Origin of the sequence: Anaerostipes sp. CAG:276 (genome assembly GCF_000432215.1) — a bacterium.
In the GTDB taxonomy this organism is placed as follows: domain Bacteria; phylum Bacillota; class Clostridia; order Lachnospirales; family Lachnospiraceae; genus Anaerostipes; species Anaerostipes caccae.
Map to the genome: position 1 here is coordinate 17,205 of NZ_FR889206.1, position 22,737 is coordinate 39,941.

General features: G+C 44.2%; 23 protein-coding genes. 20 read left to right on the top strand and 3 right to left on the bottom strand.

Features of this window, described 5'->3' with window-relative positions:
* The first annotated feature begins 110 nt into the window (after positions 1-110).
* Genes QVP35_RS14950 through QVP35_RS14990 form a run of 9 tightly spaced genes read left to right on the top strand, consistent with a single transcriptional unit; the run spans position 111 to position 8,788 of the window.
* Positions 111-917, top strand: coding sequence for an energy-coupling factor ABC transporter ATP-binding protein (locus QVP35_RS14950; RefSeq protein ID WP_009289749.1), 807 nt, complete (start codon positions 111-113; stop codon positions 915-917).
* A gap of 3 nt (positions 918-920) precedes the next feature.
* On the top strand, positions 921-1,622 hold the full coding sequence (locus QVP35_RS14955) for a phosphoribosylanthranilate isomerase (protein WP_009289748.1): 702 nt from the start codon (positions 921-923) through the stop codon (positions 1,620-1,622).
* On the top strand, positions 1,615-2,577 hold the full coding sequence (locus QVP35_RS14960) for a carbohydrate kinase family protein (protein ID WP_009289747.1): 963 nt from the start codon (positions 1,615-1,617) through the stop codon (positions 2,575-2,577). Before QVP35_RS14955 ends, QVP35_RS14960 begins: the two co-directional genes overlap by 8 nt.
* A gap of 13 nt (positions 2,578-2,590) precedes the next feature.
* The gene (locus tag QVP35_RS14965; RefSeq protein ID WP_006567112.1) at positions 2,591-3,562 is read left to right on the top strand and encodes a nucleoside hydrolase; all 972 of its coding nucleotides are present in this window, start codon (positions 2,591-2,593) and stop codon (positions 3,560-3,562) included.
* An 11-nt stretch (positions 3,563-3,573) separates the two neighbouring features.
* On the top strand, positions 3,574-4,227 hold the full coding sequence (locus QVP35_RS14970; RefSeq protein WP_225103675.1) for an HAD family hydrolase: 654 nt from the start codon (positions 3,574-3,576) through the stop codon (positions 4,225-4,227).
* Positions 4,228-4,230: 3 nt separating this feature from the next.
* Positions 4,231-5,433 carry an iron-containing alcohol dehydrogenase gene (locus tag QVP35_RS14975; RefSeq protein WP_009289745.1) on the top strand — a complete coding sequence of 401 codons (1,203 nt, stop codon included), beginning with the start codon at positions 4,231-4,233 and terminating at the stop codon, positions 5,431-5,433.
* 11 nt (positions 5,434-5,444) lie between these two features.
* Positions 5,445-6,338: a ribokinase gene (locus QVP35_RS14980; protein WP_009289744.1), complete on the top strand. Its 894-nt coding sequence runs from the start codon at positions 5,445-5,447 to the stop codon at positions 6,336-6,338.
* A gap of 47 nt (positions 6,339-6,385) precedes the next feature.
* Positions 6,386-7,312 (top strand): ribonucleoside hydrolase RihC, encoded by a 927-nt coding sequence (gene rihC, locus QVP35_RS14985; protein WP_009289743.1) that lies wholly within the window; start codon positions 6,386-6,388, stop codon positions 7,310-7,312.
* A 39-nt stretch (positions 7,313-7,351) separates the two neighbouring features.
* Positions 7,352-8,788 (top strand): MFS transporter, encoded by a 1,437-nt coding sequence (locus tag QVP35_RS14990; RefSeq protein WP_006567107.1) that lies wholly within the window; start codon positions 7,352-7,354, stop codon positions 8,786-8,788.
* A gap of 104 nt (positions 8,789-8,892) precedes the next feature.
* Here the strand turns inward: QVP35_RS14990 and QVP35_RS14995 are convergent, their stop codons facing one another.
* Both QVP35_RS14995 and QVP35_RS15000 read right to left on the bottom strand, forming a co-directional pair.
* Positions 8,893-9,636, bottom strand: coding sequence for a DeoR/GlpR family DNA-binding transcription regulator (locus QVP35_RS14995; protein WP_022261356.1), 744 nt, complete (start codon positions 9,634-9,636; stop codon positions 8,893-8,895).
* A 113-nt stretch (positions 9,637-9,749) separates the two neighbouring features.
* Positions 9,750-10,664 carry a glycyl-radical enzyme activating protein gene (locus tag QVP35_RS15000; RefSeq protein ID WP_009289741.1) on the bottom strand — a complete coding sequence of 305 codons (915 nt, stop codon included), beginning with the start codon at positions 10,662-10,664 and terminating at the stop codon, positions 9,750-9,752.
* Positions 10,665-10,845: 181 nt separating this feature from the next.
* Between QVP35_RS15000 and QVP35_RS15005 the strand changes: the two genes are divergently transcribed.
* The 11 genes from QVP35_RS15005 to QVP35_RS15050 all read left to right on the top strand — a co-directional run bounded on the left by QVP35_RS15005 (position 10,846) and on the right by QVP35_RS15050 (position 21,627).
* Entirely contained in the window at positions 10,846-13,260 is a 2,415-nt protein-coding gene (locus QVP35_RS15005) for a glycyl radical protein (protein WP_009289740.1), read from the top strand.
* An 18-nt stretch (positions 13,261-13,278) separates the two neighbouring features.
* Positions 13,279-13,956: a transaldolase family protein gene (locus tag QVP35_RS15010; protein ID WP_009289739.1), complete on the top strand. Its 678-nt coding sequence runs from the start codon at positions 13,279-13,281 to the stop codon at positions 13,954-13,956.
* A 208-nt stretch (positions 13,957-14,164) separates the two neighbouring features.
* Positions 14,165-15,142 carry a Gfo/Idh/MocA family protein gene (locus QVP35_RS15015; RefSeq protein ID WP_022261357.1) on the top strand — a complete coding sequence of 326 codons (978 nt, stop codon included), beginning with the start codon at positions 14,165-14,167 and terminating at the stop codon, positions 15,140-15,142.
* A 10-nt stretch (positions 15,143-15,152) separates the two neighbouring features.
* Positions 15,153-15,617 carry a heme-degrading domain-containing protein gene (locus tag QVP35_RS15020; protein WP_006567101.1) on the top strand — a complete coding sequence of 155 codons (465 nt, stop codon included), beginning with the start codon at positions 15,153-15,155 and terminating at the stop codon, positions 15,615-15,617.
* A gap of 209 nt (positions 15,618-15,826) precedes the next feature.
* Positions 15,827-16,498: a response regulator transcription factor gene (locus tag QVP35_RS15025; RefSeq protein ID WP_006567100.1), complete on the top strand. Its 672-nt coding sequence runs from the start codon at positions 15,827-15,829 to the stop codon at positions 16,496-16,498.
* Entirely contained in the window at positions 16,483-17,166 is a 684-nt protein-coding gene (locus QVP35_RS15030) for a sensor histidine kinase (RefSeq protein ID WP_009289736.1), read from the top strand. The genes QVP35_RS15025 and QVP35_RS15030 overlap by 16 nt, the downstream gene beginning before the upstream one ends.
* On the top strand, positions 17,167-17,409 hold the full coding sequence (locus QVP35_RS16525; protein WP_009289735.1) for a sensor histidine kinase: 243 nt from the start codon (positions 17,167-17,169) through the stop codon (positions 17,407-17,409). It abuts the gene before it with no gap.
* A 98-nt stretch (positions 17,410-17,507) separates the two neighbouring features.
* Positions 17,508-18,203, top strand: coding sequence for an ABC transporter ATP-binding protein (locus tag QVP35_RS15035; protein ID WP_009289734.1), 696 nt, complete (start codon positions 17,508-17,510; stop codon positions 18,201-18,203).
* Entirely contained in the window at positions 18,190-20,676 is a 2,487-nt protein-coding gene (locus tag QVP35_RS15040; protein ID WP_009289733.1) for an ABC transporter permease, read from the top strand. The genes QVP35_RS15035 and QVP35_RS15040 overlap by 14 nt, the downstream gene beginning before the upstream one ends.
* Positions 20,663-20,812: a hypothetical protein gene (locus QVP35_RS15045; RefSeq protein WP_225103676.1), complete on the top strand. Its 150-nt coding sequence runs from the start codon at positions 20,663-20,665 to the stop codon at positions 20,810-20,812. The genes QVP35_RS15040 and QVP35_RS15045 overlap by 14 nt, the downstream gene beginning before the upstream one ends.
* 98 nt (positions 20,813-20,910) lie before the next feature.
* The gene (locus tag QVP35_RS15050) at positions 20,911-21,627 is read left to right on the top strand and encodes an N-acetylmannosamine-6-phosphate 2-epimerase (RefSeq protein WP_039930423.1); all 717 of its coding nucleotides are present in this window, start codon (positions 20,911-20,913) and stop codon (positions 21,625-21,627) included.
* A gap of 79 nt (positions 21,628-21,706) precedes the next feature.
* Here the strand turns inward: QVP35_RS15050 and QVP35_RS15055 are convergent, their stop codons facing one another.
* Positions 21,707-22,678 (bottom strand): serine hydrolase domain-containing protein, encoded by a 972-nt coding sequence (locus tag QVP35_RS15055; RefSeq protein WP_009289732.1) that lies wholly within the window; start codon positions 22,676-22,678, stop codon positions 21,707-21,709.
* Positions 22,679-22,737 lie beyond the last annotated feature (59 nt).

Below are 22,737 nucleotides of genomic sequence, written 5' to 3' on the forward strand. Positions count from 1 at the left end.
CCTGATTATGTGAAACTCTCCCAGGCGCTTAAGGAAAAATATTATACGGAACGGGAAATAGAAATTACCGAGGGACCGACCATAGAAATGGTGAAGGAGGTTCTGAAAATATGAAGATTGAGTTAAAAAAACTCCGCTATGTGTATCCTTCAGGAGATGAAGCTCTGAAGGGAATTAATTTGGAGATTGAAGGAACGGATCCGGTCGCGGTCATAGGACAGAACGGAGCCGGGAAGACCACAGTTGTAAAGCACTTTAACGGAATTTTGAGACCTTCATCAGGAGAAGTGCTGATCAATGACGAGAGTATTGAAAAACGGTCCACAGCACAGTGGTCAAAGGAGGTTGGATACGTATTCCAGAATCCGGATGACCAGTTGTTTCTGGAATCTGTAAGGAAAGAATTTGAATTCGGACCAAAGCAGATCGGGATGACGCAGAAAGAGATCGACAAGAGGGTGGAGTGGACCGCTGACCTTGTAGGATTATCTGAGAAATTGGATTTGCATCCATTGGATCTGACTTTGGCGGAGAAGAAGTTCTGTACCATTGGTGCGGTCATCATGATGGATCCCGGGGTACTGATCTTTGATGAACCTACCTGCGGGCAGGATGTGCAGGGTAATCTAAGGCTGCACAGGATTATTCAGACATTGAAAGAGAGAGGGAAATTATGTATTACCATTTCTCATGATATGAAATTTGTAGTTGAGAATTTTAAGCGCATCATTGTGATGTGCAGAGGGGAGGTGTTCCTGGACGGCAGGGCTGAAGATATGTTTGCGCAAGTTGAAACCTTAAAGAAGAGTTTTGTTGCGCCTCCGCCGATTACAAAAGTGGCACAGGGGGCGGGATTTACAAAGACAGTTTTTACAACAGAAGCATTTATGGAAGCATTAGAAGAAAGGATGGTTTAGGAAATGGCAGATGTAATTATTCAAATTTATGGGATCAGAACAGTAGAGGATGCACGGATGGTCGTGGAGATGGGAGGACATCACCTTGGAGTGTCTTATGGAAAGATCAAGAGAACCCCGGGTCAGCTCTCATGTGAACGCGCCAGAGAAATTTTTGAAGGCGTGCAGCCGGAAGCAGTCAGGATTGGTCTGACAGTATCAGAAGACATTGATGAGATTACAGAAGACTTAAAAGAGGCTATGCCGGATGTGATGCATTTATCAGGCGATATTGAGGGCATTACCCCGGCCCAGGTACAGAAACTTAAAAACAGATTCCCGGGACTTAAGATTATGCAGGCGATTCCTGTTCTTGCGGGGGTGCCTCTTGAAGAGCAGAAAGTTATGCAGTACATCAAAGATTATGAACCGGTAGCGGATTTCTTCCTGATTGATACAAAAGCGCCGTCAGCAGGTGATATCGGAGCAACGGGACTTACCCATGACCAGCTGATCGACAAAGCTATCATCGAAAGCACGGATGTACCTTGTATTATCGCTGGAGGACTGGATGCAGACAATGTGGCAGAAGCTATCCATATCACACATCCGTACGGAGTAGACTCCTTTACGATGACAAACTATGACGATGAGCGTGCAGACACAGAACGCTGCAAAGATCCGGCCAGAGTAAAAGCATTTATCGAGGCAGCACAGAATGCCTGATGTAATCGTTGTCGGCGATGCAACCGTTGACATTATCGTACCTTATCCGAGATTTCTGAATGAAGAACGGACACTGGTCGATTATCCGGAGCCGTCCCTTCAGGGGGGCGGGACCTCTGCCAATACGGCAGTGGCTCTGGCAAGGCTTGGAGTCGGAACAAGTTTTATCGGTTCCATCGGAGAAGATCAGTATGGAAGGTACGTGAAAAGTGATCTTCAAAAAGAAGGCGTAAATATATCCGATATGATTATTGAGCCGGAGTTGAATACAGTCGGTGTGTTTGCGTTTATTGACGAAAACGGAGAACGCTATCTCTGGGGATGGCCCAGGGTGGATCAGGCATTTAAAGTGCTGGATGCAGATAAAGTATCGTTTGAAAAAGTACGGAAAGCGGACTGGGTGCATTCATCAGGAATGTCATTGGCGTATGATACCTCTGCCCGCCACACGGTGATCAAGATTTTTAAAGAAGCATATGAAGCGGGAGTTCCTACTTCATTCGATCTGAACCTGAGAGTGGATGACGGTGTTTTGGATCCGGAATATGAGAAGGCGGTGCGTGAGATTATCAAATATACGGCGTATCTGCTGGGATCCGGTACCGATGAATTTGCTTATCTTGGGGAAGAGAAAGATTGGAGAAAGAATGCCGGGGCCTTTGTATCTGAAGGCCGTGTGGTGATCGTGAGAAATGGAAAAGAAGGATCTTATGGATTTTCTGTACAAGAGGAAACAGCAGCGCCTGCATTTTCGGTCAAAGTAGAAGATACGGTTGGTGCGGGGGATGTCTATAATGCCGGATTTATCCGTGCAGTACTGGAGGGCAGACCGCTTAAAGAGTGCCTGATCGCAGGAAATGCGGTATCCGGGTATACCGTGACAAAAAAGGGTGCCAGAACTGCTCCTGATACAGAGCAGTTACAAAAGTTTTTAGAAGAACATCAAGCAGAGTAAAGGAGAATCAGTTATGAAAAAAGTGATTTTAGATTGCGATCCGGGGCATGATGACGCGTTTGCCATGATGCTGGCAGTACAGAATTTAGATGTGCTTGGAATTACCACGATCGGCGGTAACTGTACTTTAGAGAATGTGACAAAGAATGCCCTGAAGGTGCTGGAAGTGTTGGGAAGAACTGATATTCCTGTTTTTGCGGGACATTCCTGCCCTACAACCGTACCTCTTGTAACCGCACCGCAGTTTCATGGTGAAACTGGGCTGGACGGTCCGGTTCTTCCGGAGCCAACTGCCAAAGCACAGGATCAACATGCAGTTGATTTTATTGTGGAAACTGTGATGAACACAGATGATGTCACTCTGATCGCCACAGGCCCGCTGACTAACATTGCAGCAGCTATTAACCGTGAGCCCAAAATTGTGGAGCGTGTCAAAGAATTAAGTATCATGGGCGGTTCTGTGACTTACGGCAACTGGACCCCGGCAGCAGAATTTAATATTTATGTAGACCCGGAAGCAGCCTACCGTGTATTTAACTCAGGAATGCATATTAAAATGTCAGGAATTAATCTGACCAGGCAGTGTTGTCTGACAGCAGAGCATGTGGCCAAATTCCGTGAAATCGGAACGAAAGCAGCACATTTTGCGGCAGATCTGACAGAATTCTTCATCGATACAACCATTAAGAGTGCATCTCTTTCAGGGGCCAATATGCACGATGCCTGTGCGGTGGCATGGCTGATCGACCCGTCTCTGATCAAAGCGGCTGATATGCACATCGACATTGAATTAAAAGGTGAGCTTACCAGGGGAATGACAGTATGTGATTATCGTCATTTAAGAGGAGTAGAGCCTGCTGTGGATCTGTGCAGAGAGCCGCAGATGGACTTTAGAGGAGAAGCGCCAAACGCTGAGGCAGCCCTGGAATTAGACTTTCCGGGATTTATGGATCTGCTGTATAAGACGCTTAAAAACTATAACTGATGAAGTATCAGATGGTCTTATGGGACTTTGACGGCACTCTGGCTTATACTGGCAGGGATGTATGGATTACTTTGGAACATGCCGCAGCGAAATGCGGCGGCAGGCTGCCCAAAGAGTTTACCGGCAGGGACAGTAATCTTGGAAAAACGGTGAAAGAAGTTTTTCATCAGATCATTCCAAAGCCGGAAGAAGAGAAATATGAGATGTTTGAGGAAGTGGTAAGAGTACATTACCGTACGCTCAACGAATACCAGAATACATATCTCTATCCCGGAATCCGCCAACTGCTTTTGAAAACCAGGGCAGCAGGAATGATCCATTTTATCATTACCATGAAACCGCAGGAAGCATTGGAAAAGATCCTTAAGCAAAAAGACTGGAAAGTATTGTTCGACGGCTGGATTTCTCCGGATTCTTTCCCGGGGGCTGAACGAACAAAAAGTGAGATGATCACCGATGTAATGCGCAAGTCAGGATTGGAGGCAAGTCAGTATGTCTATATCGGGGACACATGGAGTGATGTGGATGCTGCATGTGAAAATGGAATTGACTGTATCGGGGTGACATACGGAGACGGAGATACAAAACAGCTTTGTGCCCGCAAACCTAAATACTGTGCACAGGATGTTTCAGAAATAGAAAAAATTATAAAAGAAGGTGTGTAAAAGATGCTCAAGGATTTTAACTTATGTATTGATACCAAATTTGTTTTTGGAAAAGATGCGCAAAATCAGATTGGAAGCGAATTAAAGCAGATGGGGATCCGAAAAGTTTTGATCCACCATGACGATGGAAAATTTTTGTATGATACCGGACTTTTGGATCAGGTGAAGGAACAGCTTAAAAAGGAAGGAATCGAAACGCTGGAACTTGGCGGGGTCCTGCCGAATCCAAGACTGTCTCTTGTAAAAGAAGGAATTTTTCTGGCAAAGGAAGAACATGCAGATATGGTACTGGCGATTGGCGGAGGAAGCGTGATTGATTCTGCCAAGGCGATCGGGCTGGGAGCAGTGACGGATATAGATGTATGGGACTTTTTTACGGGAACAGAAGTGCCCAAAAAGTCTCTGCCCACAGGCGTGATCCTTACCTGCCCGGCAACCGGAAGTGAATCCAGTGAAGTAAGTGTAATAAACAATACTGAGATTGGAATGAAACTTTTGGTCAGCAATCCGATCCTGCGTCCGGCAATCGCGTTTATGAATCCGGAATTGACCTGTTCGCTGCCAAAGTTTTTGACTGCATGCGGTGTTGTGGATATGTTTTCTCATGTATGTGAGAGGTATTTCTCACCGGATGGGGAGATTGGAGTGATCGACCGGATGTCAGAAGGAATCCTGAAAACCTTGGTTGAGGTTGGGCCTGAAGTTCTCGCAGATCCGGACAATTATTCTTACCGCGCAGAGATCATGTGGATCGGAACGATAGCACATAACGATACCGTCGGCATTGGTCGAATCCAGGACTGGGCAACCCATGAAATCGGAAATGAATTAAGTGCTCTGTATGATACGCCGCATGGCGCCACACTTTCTATTATTATGGGATCCTGGATGCGGTATGTATATAAGGAAGACCCTAAACGGTTTGCCCGCTATGCGAAAGAAGTATTTGGAGTGGATTGGAACGGAGACAATACATTGGAGGCAGCGTATAAAGGGATTCTGAAAACAGAAGAGTTTTTCCGGAGCATGGGAATGCCGGTATCATTTGAGGAATTCAGGATTCCTACAGATGAAGTGGAAAAGATGCTTGACCAGATCGCTTTCCGCGGTGAAGATGACAGCATTGGAGGCATAAAAAGACTGAATCGGGATGACTGCCGCAGCATTTATAAGATGGCATTTTCATTTCGAAAAACTGACGAGTGAGTGAGGGTAATATGAAAATACTTAATTTTGGTTCTTTAAATATTGATTATGTTTACAGCGTAAGCCATTTTGTAGAAAAGGGAGAGACGATCTCCTCTAATACGCTGGATGTGTTTCCGGGAGGGAAAGGACTTAACCAGTCCATTGCGCTCGGCAGAGCAGGGGGAGATGTTTATCATGCAGGAATCATCGGGGAAGACGGAAGGTTTTTAAGCGAACTTCTCTGTGATGCAGAGGTTGATACCCGCTATCTGAGGATCAGTGAGGATGTCAGGACTGGAAATGCAGTGATTCAGAAAGACCGGAAGGGAGATAACTGTATTATTTTGTACGGCGGTGCAAATCAAGCGGTCACAAAAGAGATGGCGGATCAGGTTCTCAGGGAATTTCACGAAGGGGACTGCCTGATCCTGCAAAATGAAATCAGTGAGATTCCGTATATTGTAGAAAAAGCACATGAAAGGGGAATGCAGATTGTTCTGAATCCATCTCCAATGGATGAAAAGATTTTTGATATTAATTTAAATCACATTGACTGTTTCATTCTAAATGAAGTGGAAGCGCGTACACTGGTTCAGTCAGATGCAGATCAGGATGTTTTACTAAAACAGCTTACACAACGGTTTCCTCATGCTGAAATCGTTCTTACTCTTGGAGAAAACGGTTCGATGTATGCGGGAACAGAAGGAGTGGCAGAGCAGAAAGCATATAAAGTGGAAACGGTAGATACCACCGCGGCAGGAGATACCTTCACTGGCTATTATATGGCTGCAAGACTGCAGGGGCAAACTGTGAAAAAAGCACTTCACATGGCTTCGAAAGCATCTGCGATCGCGGTCTCTATGGAAGGTGCGGCGCCGTCTATCCCGAAAAAGGATGAGGTAGAGCGGTTTGAGGAAGACTAAGAAAAAGCGGATTTACTGTTTATGCTAATTATACTAGGAGGAACACCATGGAAACAAGAAAAATAATCATTGATACGGATCCGGGGATCGATGATGCGGCGGCAATTTCAGTCATGCTGTCCGAGCCGTCCCTGGATGTGAAGCTGATCGCCAGTGTATCAGGAAATGTTGGTATTGAACACACCACAAACAATGCATTAAAGCTGCTGACATTTCTGAAAAAGGATGTCCCGGTGGCAAAAGGTGCAGCGGCTCCTCTTTTAAGGGACAACAGATTTGCAACAAATGCGCATGGAAAATCCGGTATGGGAGGGTTTGAATTTCCTGAACCTAACAAGGAGCTTTTGTTAAAAGAAAATGCAGTTCTGAGCGAATATCGGGTGCTGATGGAGTCAGAAGAGAAGGTAACGATCCTGACGCTTGGTCCGCTGACCAATATCGCTCTGCTGATCTCGACGTTTCCTGAGGTCAAAGAAAAAATCCAGGAAATCGTTACTATGGGCGGTTCTACAGAAAGAGGGAACATAGGCATTTATGGAGAGTTTAATGTAACCATTGATCCGGAAGCGGCGAAAATCGTATTTCGTTCCGGTATTCCAATTACCATGGTTGGATTAGATATTGGAAGAAAGGCCAGACTTACAGTGGAAGACCTTGAGAAACTGGAAGAGAGCGGAGAGACGGGAAGAATGATCAGTTCCCTGTTCCGTTCTTATGACGGCGGCCATGTGGAAGAGGGAGTTAAGATGTATGATCCTTCTGCGGCCATGTATCTGATTGAGCCGGAACTGTTTGAAACAAAAGACGCTTTTATCGATGTGGAAATCTCCAGCCCGCTTACCATGGGTGCCACAGCGGTAGATTTTGACGGTACATTAAGTGAAACAAAGAACGCTGCAGTGTGTGTGGATGTGGATGCAGAACGTTTCCGCAGACGATATGTGAAGAGAGTCGCAGACACGGAATGTAAATAAACAATATGAAAAACATTATTGAAAGGTATGGTATAAAAAATGTCTAATACAAATATAAAAACAACAGGTATCCCGGTACCTGCGGAAGGAACACCAGAATTTGAAAAAATGAACCGTATGGCAAAGCGTGCAATCCCATTGGTGCTGATCATCTTTATCTTTGGTATTCTTGAGCAGCAGGCATTCGGAATGATCTTTGTAAATATCGGTCAGCAGCTGGGAACACCGGAACTGGCATCTCTGATCACATCCCTTCCGGGTATTGCTCTCGGTATTGTCTGTGTTATCTACGGATCTCTGGGTGACTTTGTCTCTCTAAAGAAAATGACCCTTTTAGGAACTATTGTATTTGCTGTTGGCTCTGCGATTGGATTCCTTCTGGGGCCAGTGAGCATCTGGGCGGTTGTAGCGGCGCGTATGCTTCAGTCTATAGGCGGTCAGGTGGCAGGATCTGTATTCCTGGTCCTTGTGTCCAAATACATTTCTCAGAAAGAGCGTGTAGTTTATTACGGTATTTTTGTGGCAGTATTCAGATTTTCAGCGGCCCTCGGTGTAGTAGCAGCCGGGTATGTAACAAAAATTGACTGGAGATGGATGTTTGCGATCCCGATGATCTCTGTTATATTTCTTCCGGCGCTTTCAAAGAACCTTCCGGATGAACACGCAAAAGGCGCTAAGATTGACGGCTGGGGCTTTACTTTAATCGGTGCTTTTGCAGGTGCCATCACAATGTTCTTTACTGACATGAATATGCTCTGGACCGTTGCAACCGTTGTAACTCTGGTAGCCTTTATCGTGTACATCAACAAAGCAGAAGACCCGATCATTACCCCGGCATTCTTAAAGAATCCAGCATTTGTGGCAACTATGGTAGTTATCTTCGTAGGTTACTTCTTCAGCTATACACTGAACGCCGGTGTAAATGCCATTGGACTTGAGGTGTTTGGTATTGATTCTGCTCAGGTTTCCAACCTGCTTGTATGGTCTATCCTCCTGGCGGCAGTACTTGGATTCGTGTGCGGACCGGTCATCAAAAAAATCGGGCGTTCTGCGGCGATCATTATGGCTCTTTCAGCCATGGGACTCGGACTGATTGCCATTGCGTTTGCGATTCCTTACGGTAAATATGCAGCACTGGCGGCAGCACCATGTATCTACTACTTCGGAACATCTTTCTTCTACTCACCGATCGTAGACACGGCAACACTTACGGTATCGCCGGAAGAGTCAGGGCGTGTCCTGGGAATCAATGACCTTGTACAGGCGATCACGGGATCTGTCGGTGTGGCAGTCTTTGGACAGCTCATGTCAAAGGGTGCAATGTCAGGAGGAAGTATTGCAGGCGTTGAAGCGGGAGCTGCATCTACCTATGCGAATGTATTCCTGGTAGGCGGTGTTATTGTTCTTGCAGCATTGGTGATCTTTATCGTAACAAAGAAAATGATCTATAGCCGCTCAAGAAAAGATGACGAATAAATTCAATAAGTAAGTAAAAAAAGAAAAACAGAATGGAAAATATCAAAAAAATTTTCCGTTCTGTTTTTTTGAATCTTATTGGAGACAGCAAGCAGGAGAACTGGTCAAAATGTTACTTTGATTCCCTTGCTCTCCAGCTCTGACTTGGAAGCCTCAGAAATTTGATCATCGGTAATCACTGTCTTGACCTGTTCTTTTAGGTTGAGAGGGACAATTCCGTGTTTAGAAAATTTGTCACTTTCTGTTAATACGACAACCTGACCGGCCTGCAGGGCCATATCCCGTACAGCCTGTGCCCGCATCTGGTCACGATTGGTAAAGCCGGCCTTGGGAGTATAACCGTCTGTTCCGATAAAAAATAAATCTACAAGAAAATTTTCTACACAGGGACGAATCATAGGGCCTACCATGACCTGGGAATCCTGCTGATAAATGCCGCCTAAGAGAATGATCTGAAAGTTTGATTTTCCCCGGATATGGTCTGCGATAAAAGCGCTGTTGGTAATAATCGTCAAATCTTTTTTGGAAGAGGCCAGCTCATCTGCCAAGAGAGCACAGCAGCTGCCGCTTTCGATCATAACTGTGTCGCCGTCACAGACCAATTCGGCAGCCTTCTTGGCGATTTTTCGTTTTGCTTCATAATGGTAGGCGATTCTCCCGTTAATATCGTCCGTGCTGCATAAGAGTGCAAATCCGTGTTCACGCTTTATGATTCCTTTGTTTTCCAGTTCATCTAAGTCCTTTCTGACAGTAACCTGGGAAACACCAAGTTTTTCGGAAAGCTGTGATACTTCAATTTTATTTTTTTGGGTGAGAAGCTCCAAAATCTTATTTGTCCTGTTTTTCATATGATGACTCCGTTCGTATGTTGTAGCATTGTGATATTTTACTTTGTTTCCTAGTATACCACAAATAAAGATTCAATCAATGAGGTAAAGTTACGAATGAAAGAACATGCTGCTTAAAAAAATGCAAGAATCCCGCAATCAATCATTGTTTGAAGATAATCCTGCAAATCCTCCCTGTGCATAGACGGTATATCATGGTAATCATACGCCTGACCCAATAAATCATATTTGTTTTCACCGAACTGATGAAAAGGAAGCAGCTGACACTTATCTGCTCCGGCTTTCAGCAGGGTGTCTGCCAGCCTGGCGGCATCTTCTAAGGAGTCGTTGAATCCCGGGATCACAGGAATTCTTGGGAGGACTTCTTTTTCTGCTTGGATGGCGTGCTTCATATTAAATAGAGGAAGATCATTGGATACACCGGTGCCCTCTTTGTGTTTTGCGGTATTCCAATGTTTCATATCAAATAGTATGTAATCAAGATGTTTTATTACGCCGTTAAAGATTTCCGGATCAGCAAATCCTGTTGTCTCACAGCAAGTATGCAGTCCATTTTCCTTAGAAGCAAGCAGCAGTTCAGCGGCAAATTCGGGCTGGGAAAGGAATTCACCGCCGGAAAGAGTAATGCCGCCGCCGCTTTCTTCATAAAAATCTTTATCCTGCAGCACTACATTAAGGACTTCCTGTACTGTCTTGGTTTCCCCTTCTGATTTTAATGCTTTACCGGGACATTCGAGTACACATTGTCTGCATCCGATGCATTTCTCTGCATGAACGCGGATGTGGTCCTGAATCAAAGAAATTGCTTTGGACGGACATACATCTATGCAGTGATGACACCCAATACATTTTTTTTGATCCCATAGAATCTGGATCTCTGAAAGCTGGCTTTCGGGATTTGAACACCAGCGGCAGTGCATAGGGCAGCCTTTAAAAAAAACAACTGTTCGGATGCCTGGACCGTCATTGACACTAAATTTTTGAATATTAAAAACAACACCTGTTTTTTTATAATCTGCTTTTTTCATAGTAATCTCCTTTGCTGACTAAATCATAACATATTTGTTTCGATTTGAAAATAAAAACTTTCAAATGAAAGAATAATTAATTTTAATACAAAAACATCTTGACAAATATTTGGAAATGATGTAGATTTAAATTACAAACAAAACAAATACATATTCCGAGTGAAATTTAAAGGAGGAGCTTATGGAAAATAAAGCGCATTTTGGATCACTGACAGACAGAATGAGTGCTTTTCGTGAAGAAGTATTGGATGAGAAACCCTATATCGATGCTGAGAGGGCATTGCTGGCGACTCAGGCCTATAAAGAGAATCAGAATCAGCCCCGTGTCATGGTGAGAGCGCTTATGCTGAAGAAGATTTTGGAAAACATGACGATTTACATTGAAGACAAATCTGTGATCGCCGGCAACCAGGCAACGAAGAATGCCAATGCTCCGATTTTTCCCGAATACACAATGGAATTTATTCTGAACGAATTGGATCTCTTTGAGAAGAGAGATGGAGATGTATTTTATATAACAGAAGAAACAAAACAGCAGCTTCGTGAGATTGCACCATTTTGGGAGAATAATAATCTGCGCGCAAGAGGTGAGGCGCTTCTTCCTGATGAAGTCAGTGTCTTTATGGAAACCGGTGTTTTCGGCATGGAAGGAAAACTAAATGCAGGAGATGCTCATTTAGCAGTGAATTATGAAAGACTTCTGGCTGAGGGATTGAAAGGATATGAAGAAAGAACAAAGGCTTTCAAAGATGCTCTTGACTTTACTGATCCGGAGAGTGTTGATAAAAATGAATTTTATAAGGCTGTCTTGATTGTGATTGAGGCGGTTCATCATTTTGCACTGCGTTACAGCAGACTGGCAGAAGAATTAGCAGGCAAAGAGAAGGACCCGAAGAGAAAAGCAGAACTGGAAGAGATGAGCAGGATTTGTTCTAAGGTTCCGTATGAACCTGCATCTTCTTTCAAAGAAGCTGTACAGTCTGTCTGGTTCATTCAGCTGATCCTGCAGATCGAGTCAAACGGACACTCTTTAAGTTACGGAAGGTTTGACCAGTATATGTATCCGTATTATAAAAAAGAGATTCAGGACGGAACGATGACAGAGGAAGAGGCGGGAGAAATCCTGACATGTCTCTGGATCAAGACACTGACCATCAATAAAATAAGATCCCAGGCACATACCTTAAGTTCAGCCGGCTCTCCTATGTATCAGAATGTTACGATCGGCGGACAGACACCGGATAAGAAAGATGCGGTGAATGAATTAAGTTTTGCAGTACTTAAATCTGTTGCACAGACAAGGCTTACCCAGCCCAACCTGACGGTGCGGTATCATCAAAATATCAACAAGCAGTTTTTTGACGAATGTATCGAAGTTATGAAGCTTGGATTTGGAATGCCGGCACTGAACAATGACGAAATTATCATACCTTCTTTTATCAACTGGGGTGTCAAAGAAGAGGACGCTTATAATTACAGCGCCATTGGATGTGTAGAGACCGCAGTTCCCGGCAAGTGGGGATACCGCTGTACGGGAATGTCTTATATCAATTTTCCGAGAGTTCTGCTCTGTGCCATGAATAATGGCGTGGATCTGACGAGTGGAAAGAGATTTACAAAAGGCTATGGCTATTTTAAGGATATGGATTCCTATGAGGATCTGCTGGCAGCGTGGGATAAGACTGTAAGAGAAATGACCCGTTACAGTGTCATTGTTGAGAATGTCATAGATAAAGCATCTGAAAGAGATGTGCCGGATATTCTCTGCTCTGCGCTTACGGATGACTGCATCGGAAGAGGAAAGACCATCAAAGAAGGCGGAGCTGTTTATGATTTTATTTCCGGACTTCAGGTTGGAATTGCAAATATGGCAGATTCTCTGGCTGCGATTAAGCAGCTTGTTTACGAAGAAAAGAAAATTACAAAGGAGCAGCTCTGGAATGCGATTCTTGATGATTTCCAGTCTCCGGAGAATCAGAAGATTCAGGAGATGCTGGTCAATGACGTACCAAAGTACGGCAATGACAATGACGATGTAGACCTGCTGGTTCTTGAAGCATATGATTCTTACTTAGATGAAATCAAGAAATATCCAAACACTCGTTATCAGAGAGGACCGATCGGAGGGATACGCTACGGCGGCACATCTTCCATCAGTGCCAATGTGGGGCAGGGTATGGGAACTAAGGCAACGCCGGATGGAAGAAATGCATTTGAACCTTTAGCGGAAGGCTGCAGTCCTGCACATAATGCGGATAAAAACGGACCGACCGCGGTATTTAAAACTGTTTCTAAACTTCCCACAGAGAAAATAACCGGAGGTGTCTTATTAAATCAGAAGATGACGCCGCAGATGCTTTCTACGGAAGAGAACAAACAAAAGCTGGAAATGCTGATCCGTACATTTTTCAACCGACTGCACGGATATCATGTACAGTATAATATTGTGTCAAAAGAAACGCTGCTGGATGCGCAGGTACATCCGGAGGACCATAAAGATCTGATTGTCCGTGTGGCCGGATACAGTGCATTCTTCAATGTACTTTCTAAAAAAACACAGGATGATATTATTGAAAGAACAGAGCAGACACTGTAATTGAAAGGAAGACTTACCATGAAATTAATGATTGATGATGCGAACATCGAACGGATTAAGGAAATTTACGAATATTATCCGGTGGATGGTGTGACCACGAATCCATCTATTTTGGCTAAAAGTAAAAGAAGTCCTTATGATGTACTCAAAGAAATCCGTGAGTTTATCGGGGATGAAGCGGAACTTCATGTGCAGGCTGTGTCAGGGGATGCGCATGGAATTGCTGAAGAGGCACATAAAATAGTCAAAGAGCTCGGAAAGAATACTTATGTAAAAATTCCGGCTGTTCCTGAAGGATTTAAGGCAATGCAGGAATTAAAGAAAGAGGGTATTAAACTGACGGCAACTGCGGTTTATACACCGATGCAGGCATTCCTTGCAGCAAAGAGCGGGGCATCCTACGCAGCCCCTTATATTAACCGGATTGATAATATGGGATATAACGGTATTCAGGCTGCAAAAAAAATCCATGATATTTTCAGGAATAATGGAATGAACACAGAAGTGCTGGCAGCCAGCTTTAAGAATTCTCAGCAGGTGCTGGAACTATGTGAATACGGAATCGGCGCTTCTACAGCCGCACCGGATGTGATTGAAGGATTCGTAAAAAACCAGGCAATCACATCAGCGATTGATGACTTTGTGAAAGATTTTGAGGGATTAACAGGCATAGGAAAGAACATGACCAGCTGCTGAGATCAGTGAATGTACGCAGAGAAGACAGGATTTACTATTTACAGTAACTCCTGTCTTTTTCCGTGAGATGCCTCTAAGTAAGCCTTCTGCTGATTGCTGTTCTGTGCAGAGTGAAAACAAAAGTTGGGAAGGTTGACAAAAAAGATCCAACACAATAAAATAATAGTAACCAATATAAAACAATAGCCACACGGAAGGATGAGATCATATGGTCAGATTTGCAGTAATCGGAACAAATTTTATAACAGACAATTTCATGAATGCGGGGAGCCAATGTGAAGGCTTTAAGGTTCAGGCAGTGTATTCAAGGAGTATGGAAAAGGCAAAAGAGTATGCAGAGAAATATGGGATCGAAGACTGCTATGATTCCCTTGATGCTCTGGCGGCTGCAAAAGACATCGATGCAGTTTACGTGGCATCTCCCAACGCGCTCCATGCAGGACAGAGTATAAAGATGCTGAAAGCCGGCAAGCATGTCCTGTGTGAAAAAACCATTGCATCTAATTCCGGCGAATTAGAGCAGATGTTCAAGGCCGCAGAAGAAAATCAAGTCATGGTCATTGAAGCGATGCGTTCCGTGTTCGACCCTGGTTTTGCGGCAATTCAGAAAAATCTTCCGAAGCTCGGAAAGATCCGCAGGGCAACGTTCCAGTACTGCCAGTATTCCAGCCGGTATGACAATTTTAAAAAAGGAATCATAGAAAACGCATTTAAACCGGAGCTGTCCAACGGATCTCTGATGGATATCGGCGTCTACTGTGTGCATCCGATGGTAAAACTGTTCGGACTGCCCAATGAAATCTCAGCTCACTGCCTGAAACTTTCCAACGGAGTGGATGCGTCCGGAACCATTGTGGCCATGTATGATGAAATGCAGGCGGAGCTTATGTACTCTAAGATTACAAATTCCGCACTTCCAAGCCAGATCCAGGGAGAAGAGGCTTCTATGATCATAACGGAAATTCCGGATACAACAAAGATCGAGATTGTCTATCGGAACGGTGATAGAGAAGAAATCAAAATAGACAAAAAGGCCAACAACATGTATTATGAGATAGAGGAATTCATTCGGCTGGCAGAGGCAAAAGAAAGTGCGCAGATACATAATCAGTACTCTGTATTGGAGCTGAAGGTCATGGATGAAGCGAGAAAACAGATGGGAATCGTATTCCCGGCAGATCAATAGGGAGGAAGTCATGGAAGATATCAAAACATTAATTGATCAGATGAACGAGGAGCAGAAAGAACTTGTTCTCAAATCATTCACAAACGAAGAAGCCTGTGCTTTGGGTATCCAAATGTACCAGAAAGCTTTGAAAGAAAACAAACCGATTGTCATTTCCATTACAAAGAACAGAAAGCAGATTTTTTATGCGGCAATGGAGGGCACGTCTAAGAACAACGAAGACTGGGTCCGCAGGAAAGAAAACACGGTTTATGATTTTGAAAAAAGTTCTTACGAAATGAAATTGTCAATGGATCTCAAACAGGATGACATGTGGAATCGGTATGGGCTGGAAAAAGGCGATTATGCGCAGGCAGGAGGAAGCATTCCGGTCTTTGTTTCCGGGACAGGAATGATCGGAACCGTGACCGTATCCGGAATGGCTCAAAGTGAAGACCACGCCTTTGTAACAGAGGCATTAAAAACGCTGAAATAAAAGTTGTTATTTCTATACTAAAATAAATTCGGTAAAATCAAATCAGGGACTGCTGTGCCATGACGGAGAAATCGGTTATGTACAGCAGTTCCTTTGTTATTTTTTAAGATCACAATATCGTGATAATCACCGGAGTGAAGGTCTTTTGGCTTAATTGTATGATAAAATAGAAGCTGAAGACAGATGAAAATGCGGAAAGAAGGTACAAAATGCAGAAAATACTGATCGTGGAAGACGACCGGGAGCTGAACCGGACGATCTGCTATGCGCTGAAAAAAGAGGGGTATGACATATATTCAGCGTATTCGGTTTGTGAGGCGAAAGCCATATATCGACAAGAAAAAATGGAACTGATTTTATTGGATGTTAATCTGCCGGACGGAGAAGGATTTTCTCTCTGCAGATGGATGAAAGGACAGAGGGAAGTCCCGGTTTTGTTTCTGACAGCGAGAGATCTGGAGGAGGATGCCCTGGAGGGCTATGGTTCCGGGGCGGAAGACTACATTACAAAGCCGTTTTCTATCAGAATATTAAAAGAAAAAATCCGCGTGGTTTTAAAGAGGGAAAAGACCGGCAGAGAAAATTTCTTTGACGATGGATTTTTAAAGATAGATTTTGAGAGGGCAAAGGTAGAGGCGGGCGGAAAAGAATGTATGGTTACTCCTACGGAATTTCGGCTGCTCCGTCAGTTTGTCCTGAACAGAGGACAGCTTCTGACCTACGCTGTGCTGCTTGAACGTATCTGGGACAGCGGGGGATGCTTCGTGGATAAACACGCTCTGGCAGTCAACGTAAACCGTCTGAGAAAAAAGATCGAGGACGGAGAGCATCATTATATTTCTAATATTTATGGGATGGGATATCAATGGCTGGAATCATGACAGCAGCGGCATGCTGCCTTTTTTTCATATCGGTTTTTATGGGCATAAAAATATGGAAGCTAAAACGGGATGTTTTCTTCTTCAGCGACCGTCTGATCCGGTGTCTGAACGATATGACCTGCGGCAGGGAGCCGGAAAATATAGAAGAAGAGGGAGATACTCTGTGGAATAAAGTTTACGAAAAGCTTCAGAAGCTGGAGCGTATCTGGAAGAGGGAAAGCGCAGAAAATCTGGAAGAGAAGAAAAAAATGAAAAGCCTGATCTCGGATATTTCCCATCAGACGAAAACCCCCATTGCGAATATCAAGCTCTATGAGGAGGTTTTGCTGGATGAAGGACTGGATTCGGCAGAAGCAGGGGAATTTCTCCAAAAAATAAGGATTCAGACTGAAAAGCTGGATTTTCTTCTGCAGAGCATGGTAAAAATGTCCCGTCTGGAGACAGGAATCATAGAAGTCCGCTGTATGAAATTACCTTTGTGCGGGACGCTTCAAAGAGCAGTTGAGGCAATCGTTTTGAAAGCTGAGAAAAAGCAGATACGCCTGTCTGTGGACTGCGATGAGGACATCGTGGTACATCATGATACAAAGTGGACGGAGGAGGCCGTCTTTAACCTGCTCGACAATGCGGTAAAGTATACCGGCAGAGAAGGAAATATTGAAATCTAGGTGTCAGTCCAGGAGATATTTACGAAGATCAGTATCAGGGATTCCGGGAAGGGGATTGCCCTGGAGCGTCAGGCAGAGATTTTTACAAGGTTTTACCGGGAACCGGAGGTGTATGACCAGGAGGGGATCGGTGTGGGGCTTTATCTGGCGAGGAAGATCATAACAATGCAGGGAGGCTATATCCAAGTCTGTTCTGAGGTTGGAAAAGGTTCCGATTTTCAGATTTACCTGCCCAATGGGTGATAGAAGGAAAGTTACAGTACTGTGAAATTTTATGCCTGTGAAAGGTTTGTGATTTTTATAAGTTATGATTGCAGTATCAAAGGAAAGGAGATCAATCTATGGAATCATATATAGTAGAGACACGGGCATTGAAAAAATATTATCAGCTGGGGACGAACGTTGTGAAAGCACTGGACGGGGTAGACTTCAGGGTGAAAGATCAGGAGTTTGTATCCATTATCGGTAAATCGGGAAGCGGGAAGAGTACGCTCCTTCATATGATCGGAGGGCTGGATGTGCCGACCGAAGGTGAGGTGTATATAGACGGAAAGAATCTTGCTAAAATGAACAGGGAACAGCTCGCGGTCTTCCGCAGGAGAAAAATCGGATTCATATTTCAGAATTACAATCTTGTCCCGGATTTAAATCTGTATGAAAATGTAACCCTGCCCATTGAACTGGATGGAGATTGTGTGGACAGAGAATTCATTGATGAGATCCTGGATCTTTTGAAACTGCAGGAGAAAAAAGAGGCGCTGCCTAATACCCTGTCCGGAGGACAGCAGCAGAGGGCGGCCATTGCCAGAGCCATTGCATCGAAACCTTCGATGATCCTGGCGGATGAACCTACGGGGAATCTGGATACTGCTTCCAGCCATGATGTGCTGGGGCTTTTAAAAGCGGTAGCGGGTCGGTTTAAACAAACCGTTGTTCTGATTACCCATGATCAGGATATTGCACAGCTTTCAGACCGCATCGTTCACATCGAGGACGGACGGATCGTGAGAGGAAGTGATGCGTATGCTGGAAAATAATAACCGGAAGATCATTACAAAGATGGCCGTGTCTTCGATGAAAAGAAACAAGCCTAAATTTGCCGTGATGATCGTCGCAGTTTTACTGTCTTCCTTCATGCTGTTCAGTGTGTTTACGGTCGGAAGCACCTATTTTAAAATGCAGCAGGTGCAGAATATTCATTTACACGGCGCAGATTTTGATGCAGTCCTGCACGGCGGTTATTCAGAGCAGCAGCTGAAACAGTGCAAAAATAATCAGGATGTCAGAGTGGCAGGAGCAGGAGCATATGCAGGCGCCGCAGTGAAAACAGACGCAGACGATACACTTCATACCGGACTGATCTGGTGTGATGAGACGAATTGGAGTGTCATGATGAAGCCTGCCAGAAAGCGGGTAAGAGGCTACTATCCGAAAAAGGAAAATGAACTGATGGTCACGAAAGCAGCCCTGAAAGACTGCGGGAAAGAAAATCTGGATGTTGGAGATACCTTTGATCTGACTTATACAGACCAGAACGGTACTCACACGAAAAACTTTCTTATTTCCGGAATATGGGAAGGATACGGTGAGCAGGAGCTGTTTTATGTATCAGAATCATTTTATAACAAGACCGGATATCAGCTGAATCAAATGGGTGTGCTGTATGTAAAATTTAAAAATAAAATACTGACAGAAGATCAGAGGACGAAGTTTCAGGAGAGTATACATCTGAATAAGCGGCAGAATTTTCAATTTACAGGAGAAACGGAGAAATCGGCAGGTATCTTTGCGGGAATGGCCGGTCTGGTCCTGGTCACCTGCCTGAGTGCCTATCTGCTGATCTATAATATTTTGTACCTGTCCGTTTCAGGAAATATCCGTTACTATGGGCTGATGCAGACCGTGGGAATGTCCTCAAGGCAGATTCGTCTATTGATGAAAACTCAGATAACGATGATAGGAACAGCCGGGGTGGGCGGAGGAATCCTGCTCGGTTTTTTAACATCCTTTCTGCTGATCCCGAAGATTGTGCGGACGCTCGGCATCAGGGAAAGCGCAATCCCTGTCACATTTCATCCGGCAGTCTTTTTCATTACAATTTTTATTACGGGGCTGACCGTTTATTTCGGAGGCAGAAAGCCAATGAAGAAGGCGGTTTCTGTTACACCTGTGGAGGCGCTCAATTACCGTCTTACATCGGCAGGGAAGAAAACGCATAAAACAAGAAATGGAAGTCTCCTGTGGAGAATGGCCGCAGATCAGTTTTGTAAGGACAAGAAAAAAACAGGAATTGCAGTCCTCTCCCTTGCTGCCAGTCTGTCGATGTTTTTATGTTTGATCACGATCATCCAAAGTCACGGAGCCAGAACGATCATGTCAAACTATATGGACACGGATTTAGTAGTCAGCAATGATACTCTGATGAAAGAGGAAGATGAAAAATGGAAACAGATACTTAAACCATCTTTGATAAAAGAATTGAAAAAGAGCAAAGATATCCGGGAAGTGCACCCGCTGCGCTGTTCAAAGATCATTGTCCCATGGGAACCGGAATTCTCAGATGTGTGGATGAGAGAGTTTTATGAGAAGTGGATGTATACGCCTTATAAAGACGATGTCAGCGATTATAAAAAGCATCCGGAGAAATATTATTCTGTCATGCAGGGAATTGATAAAGAGGAATTTGAGCACTTAAATGAGAGTCTCATACAACCGGTAGATCAGGAACTTTTTGAAAGCGGTAAGATTTGTATTATCTATGGGCCGGGCATGGATCTTTCCGGTCAGATCGATAAAAAAGCAAGGGTAAAATTTTATCTGTCAGAAAATAAAAACAAAAAGTTCCAGCTAAGAATTGCAGGCATGACCGACGACAGTTATTATGGCAGAACTTCAGGAAAGGCACCAGTTGTTATTGTCAGTGAATCATTTATGAAGAAGCACGTCATGAATCCGTATATTTCAAAACTGAATATCCGGTATACAAAAGAATATGATGATGAAACAGAAGGCAGAATCAGAAAAAAACTGAGTCAAAGCCCTTATGCTAAAGATGTGTCCTATGAATCCAGGATCGACAGCATGAAGGATATCAAAAAGGCCCAGGGAAATATGACCGGAGTCGGTGTGGGAATTGCCCTTATTCTTGCATTGATCGGACTGATGAATTATATCAATACGGTGTTTGGAAATATCCAGAACCGGAAGGTGTCTCTGGCTGTCATGGAAAGTGTGGGAATGACCGAAAAACAGGTGAAAAAGCTTCTGGTCAGGGAGGGGCTGCTGTTTGCGGGAACTTCTCTGGCACTGACGGCAACGGCTGGCCTTTTTATCACTTATCAGTACTATCAGACGATGAATTACATGAACATTCCATTTCAAATTCCGGCCGTTCCGGTTTTGGCAGCTGTCTTGTTATCTGCGGCTGTATGCATTGGAATTCCTCTGGCCGCATACCGGATTATTCGGGGAAAGGCACCGGTGGCAGAAAGAATATGTGGGTTTGAATGATGAAAAAGGAAAAACCGGAAGAAAAAATGAAGGCCATGAAAGAATTCTGCCGTATCATTCTGCTGATATCATTGTTGATTACCTTGATTTTGATCTTTCATATACTGATGATGTAGATGGCGGCGTAATTTTATGATGTACAGGACAGATCAGGTGTCAAATGGTGTATTTTATGTTATGATAAAAGACAGAAAAGACGTACAGGGCAACATAGACATAAAAGGAGATGGAATCATGAACACAACAGATGCAGAAAAGAGAAAAATACTGGATTCTATGAAAGGTTTAATCGTATCCTGCCAGGTAGTGCCTGAAGATCCGATCTACACAGATGATATGGTAGTCAAGATGGCAGAGGCCGCACAGTGGGCAGGGGCAGTCGGAATCCGGGCCAATTCTCCGGAGCAGATCAGAGCCATTAAAAAAGCAGTGGATCTGCCGGTGATCGGTTTATATAAGATCAGGAGAGGTGATGAAGAGGTTTTTATCACTCCGACTCTGGAGGCCGCAAAGCAGGTCTGGGAAGCGGGAGCAGAGATCATTGCCATGGACTGTACGGACCGAATGACAAAAGAAGGCCGCCGTGCATGGGAACTTGTAGCGGATGTGAAAAGGGAAATCCCTGAGGCCATGATCTTTGCCGATGTCTCCAACTATGACGAGGCCAAAAGAGCGGCCGACTTGGGTGTCGATATTGTGGCGCCTACTCTGTTTGGATATACGGAGGCAACAAAGCATTTTGAAACCCAGGATATGAGGGCATTTGCAAAGATGTGCCGGGATCTTGGCAGCGATGTGTATATGATGATGGAAGGGCATATCAATACTCCGGAAGAAGCAGTGAAATGCCTGTATCTGGGGGCACATGCAGTGGTTGTCGGAAGTGCTATCACAAGGCCGCATCTGACGGCCAAGAGATTTGCGGATCTGATCTCAGGGTATCGGGAATAATTTATAACGGGAAGCCTGCTCATGGAAATTCAACAAAAATTCCATGGGCAGGCTGTTTTTGAATGTTTAGAAATAAATTTTACTGAAATTTCGGTTCTATATAGTTCTGAATAAAGTCTATTCGATCCTTCGCTCTGGGTTTAAACAGGGAAGCGATGGCTACGGTCAGGTTTTTCTTCATGTTGACGTAGATTACATTTCCACCGTCTCCCATTGCTGCAAAGCCTTCTTCGTGGAGCCACCATAAATACCCGTAAGCAAGGTTCTCCTTAATCCAGCGGCTGTGCTCTTTCGTGCTCTCGCTGATCCATTCTGCTGAAACAATAGGTTTTCCGTTCCACAGTCCGCCATTTAGATATAACTGACCCAGTTTTGCCATATCCGCAGCCGAGAGGGTAAGGCCCCAGCCTCCTGTGTTTGTACCGGACGGGTCAGAGACCCAGCCGCTGATATCCGTGGCTTTGTTAAATGCCAGCTGTTCTTCCTTGGAATGAAATACGATGCTGCGCTCCGCGGTAATTTTAAGCGGTATGAATAAATTTTCCCGGGCAAATTCAAATACAGACTGGCCGGCAGCTTGTTTTAAAATACCTGTCAAAAGATCCGGTCCGATCAAAGGAGCATATCTGAATTGGCCTGGTTTTCCCCTGCCTCCCAGTAAATCAAGCGTAAACGTTACCATGTCATCGCTGGTGAAGTATTTGACGTAGGGGGCAATTTTGTATTTGTACGGGGCTGTCATCGTCAGCAAATGTTTCAGTGTGATATTCTGTATGGTTTTTTCTCTCTGTTTTGGGACGTATTCAGGGAAAAAATCTAAAACCTTCTGGTCAATGTCTGTGATGAAGCCTTTGTCCATGGCGATTCCGATCAAAATAGAGACAATGCTCTTTGTAACAGAATATATATGAACGCGGCTTTCGGCGGTACAGCCGTTAAAGTACTGCTCATACTGCATTTCACCGTCCTTTAATACGACGATGCCTGCTGTATTGCCATAGTCTTTGTTGATGATCGCTTCAAGTTCTTTCATGTCTTGCTGAGTTGTCATAATTTCTCCTTTCATCCATTGGTTTATGTGATAAAGGATATCCTTAATTTAAGCATAAG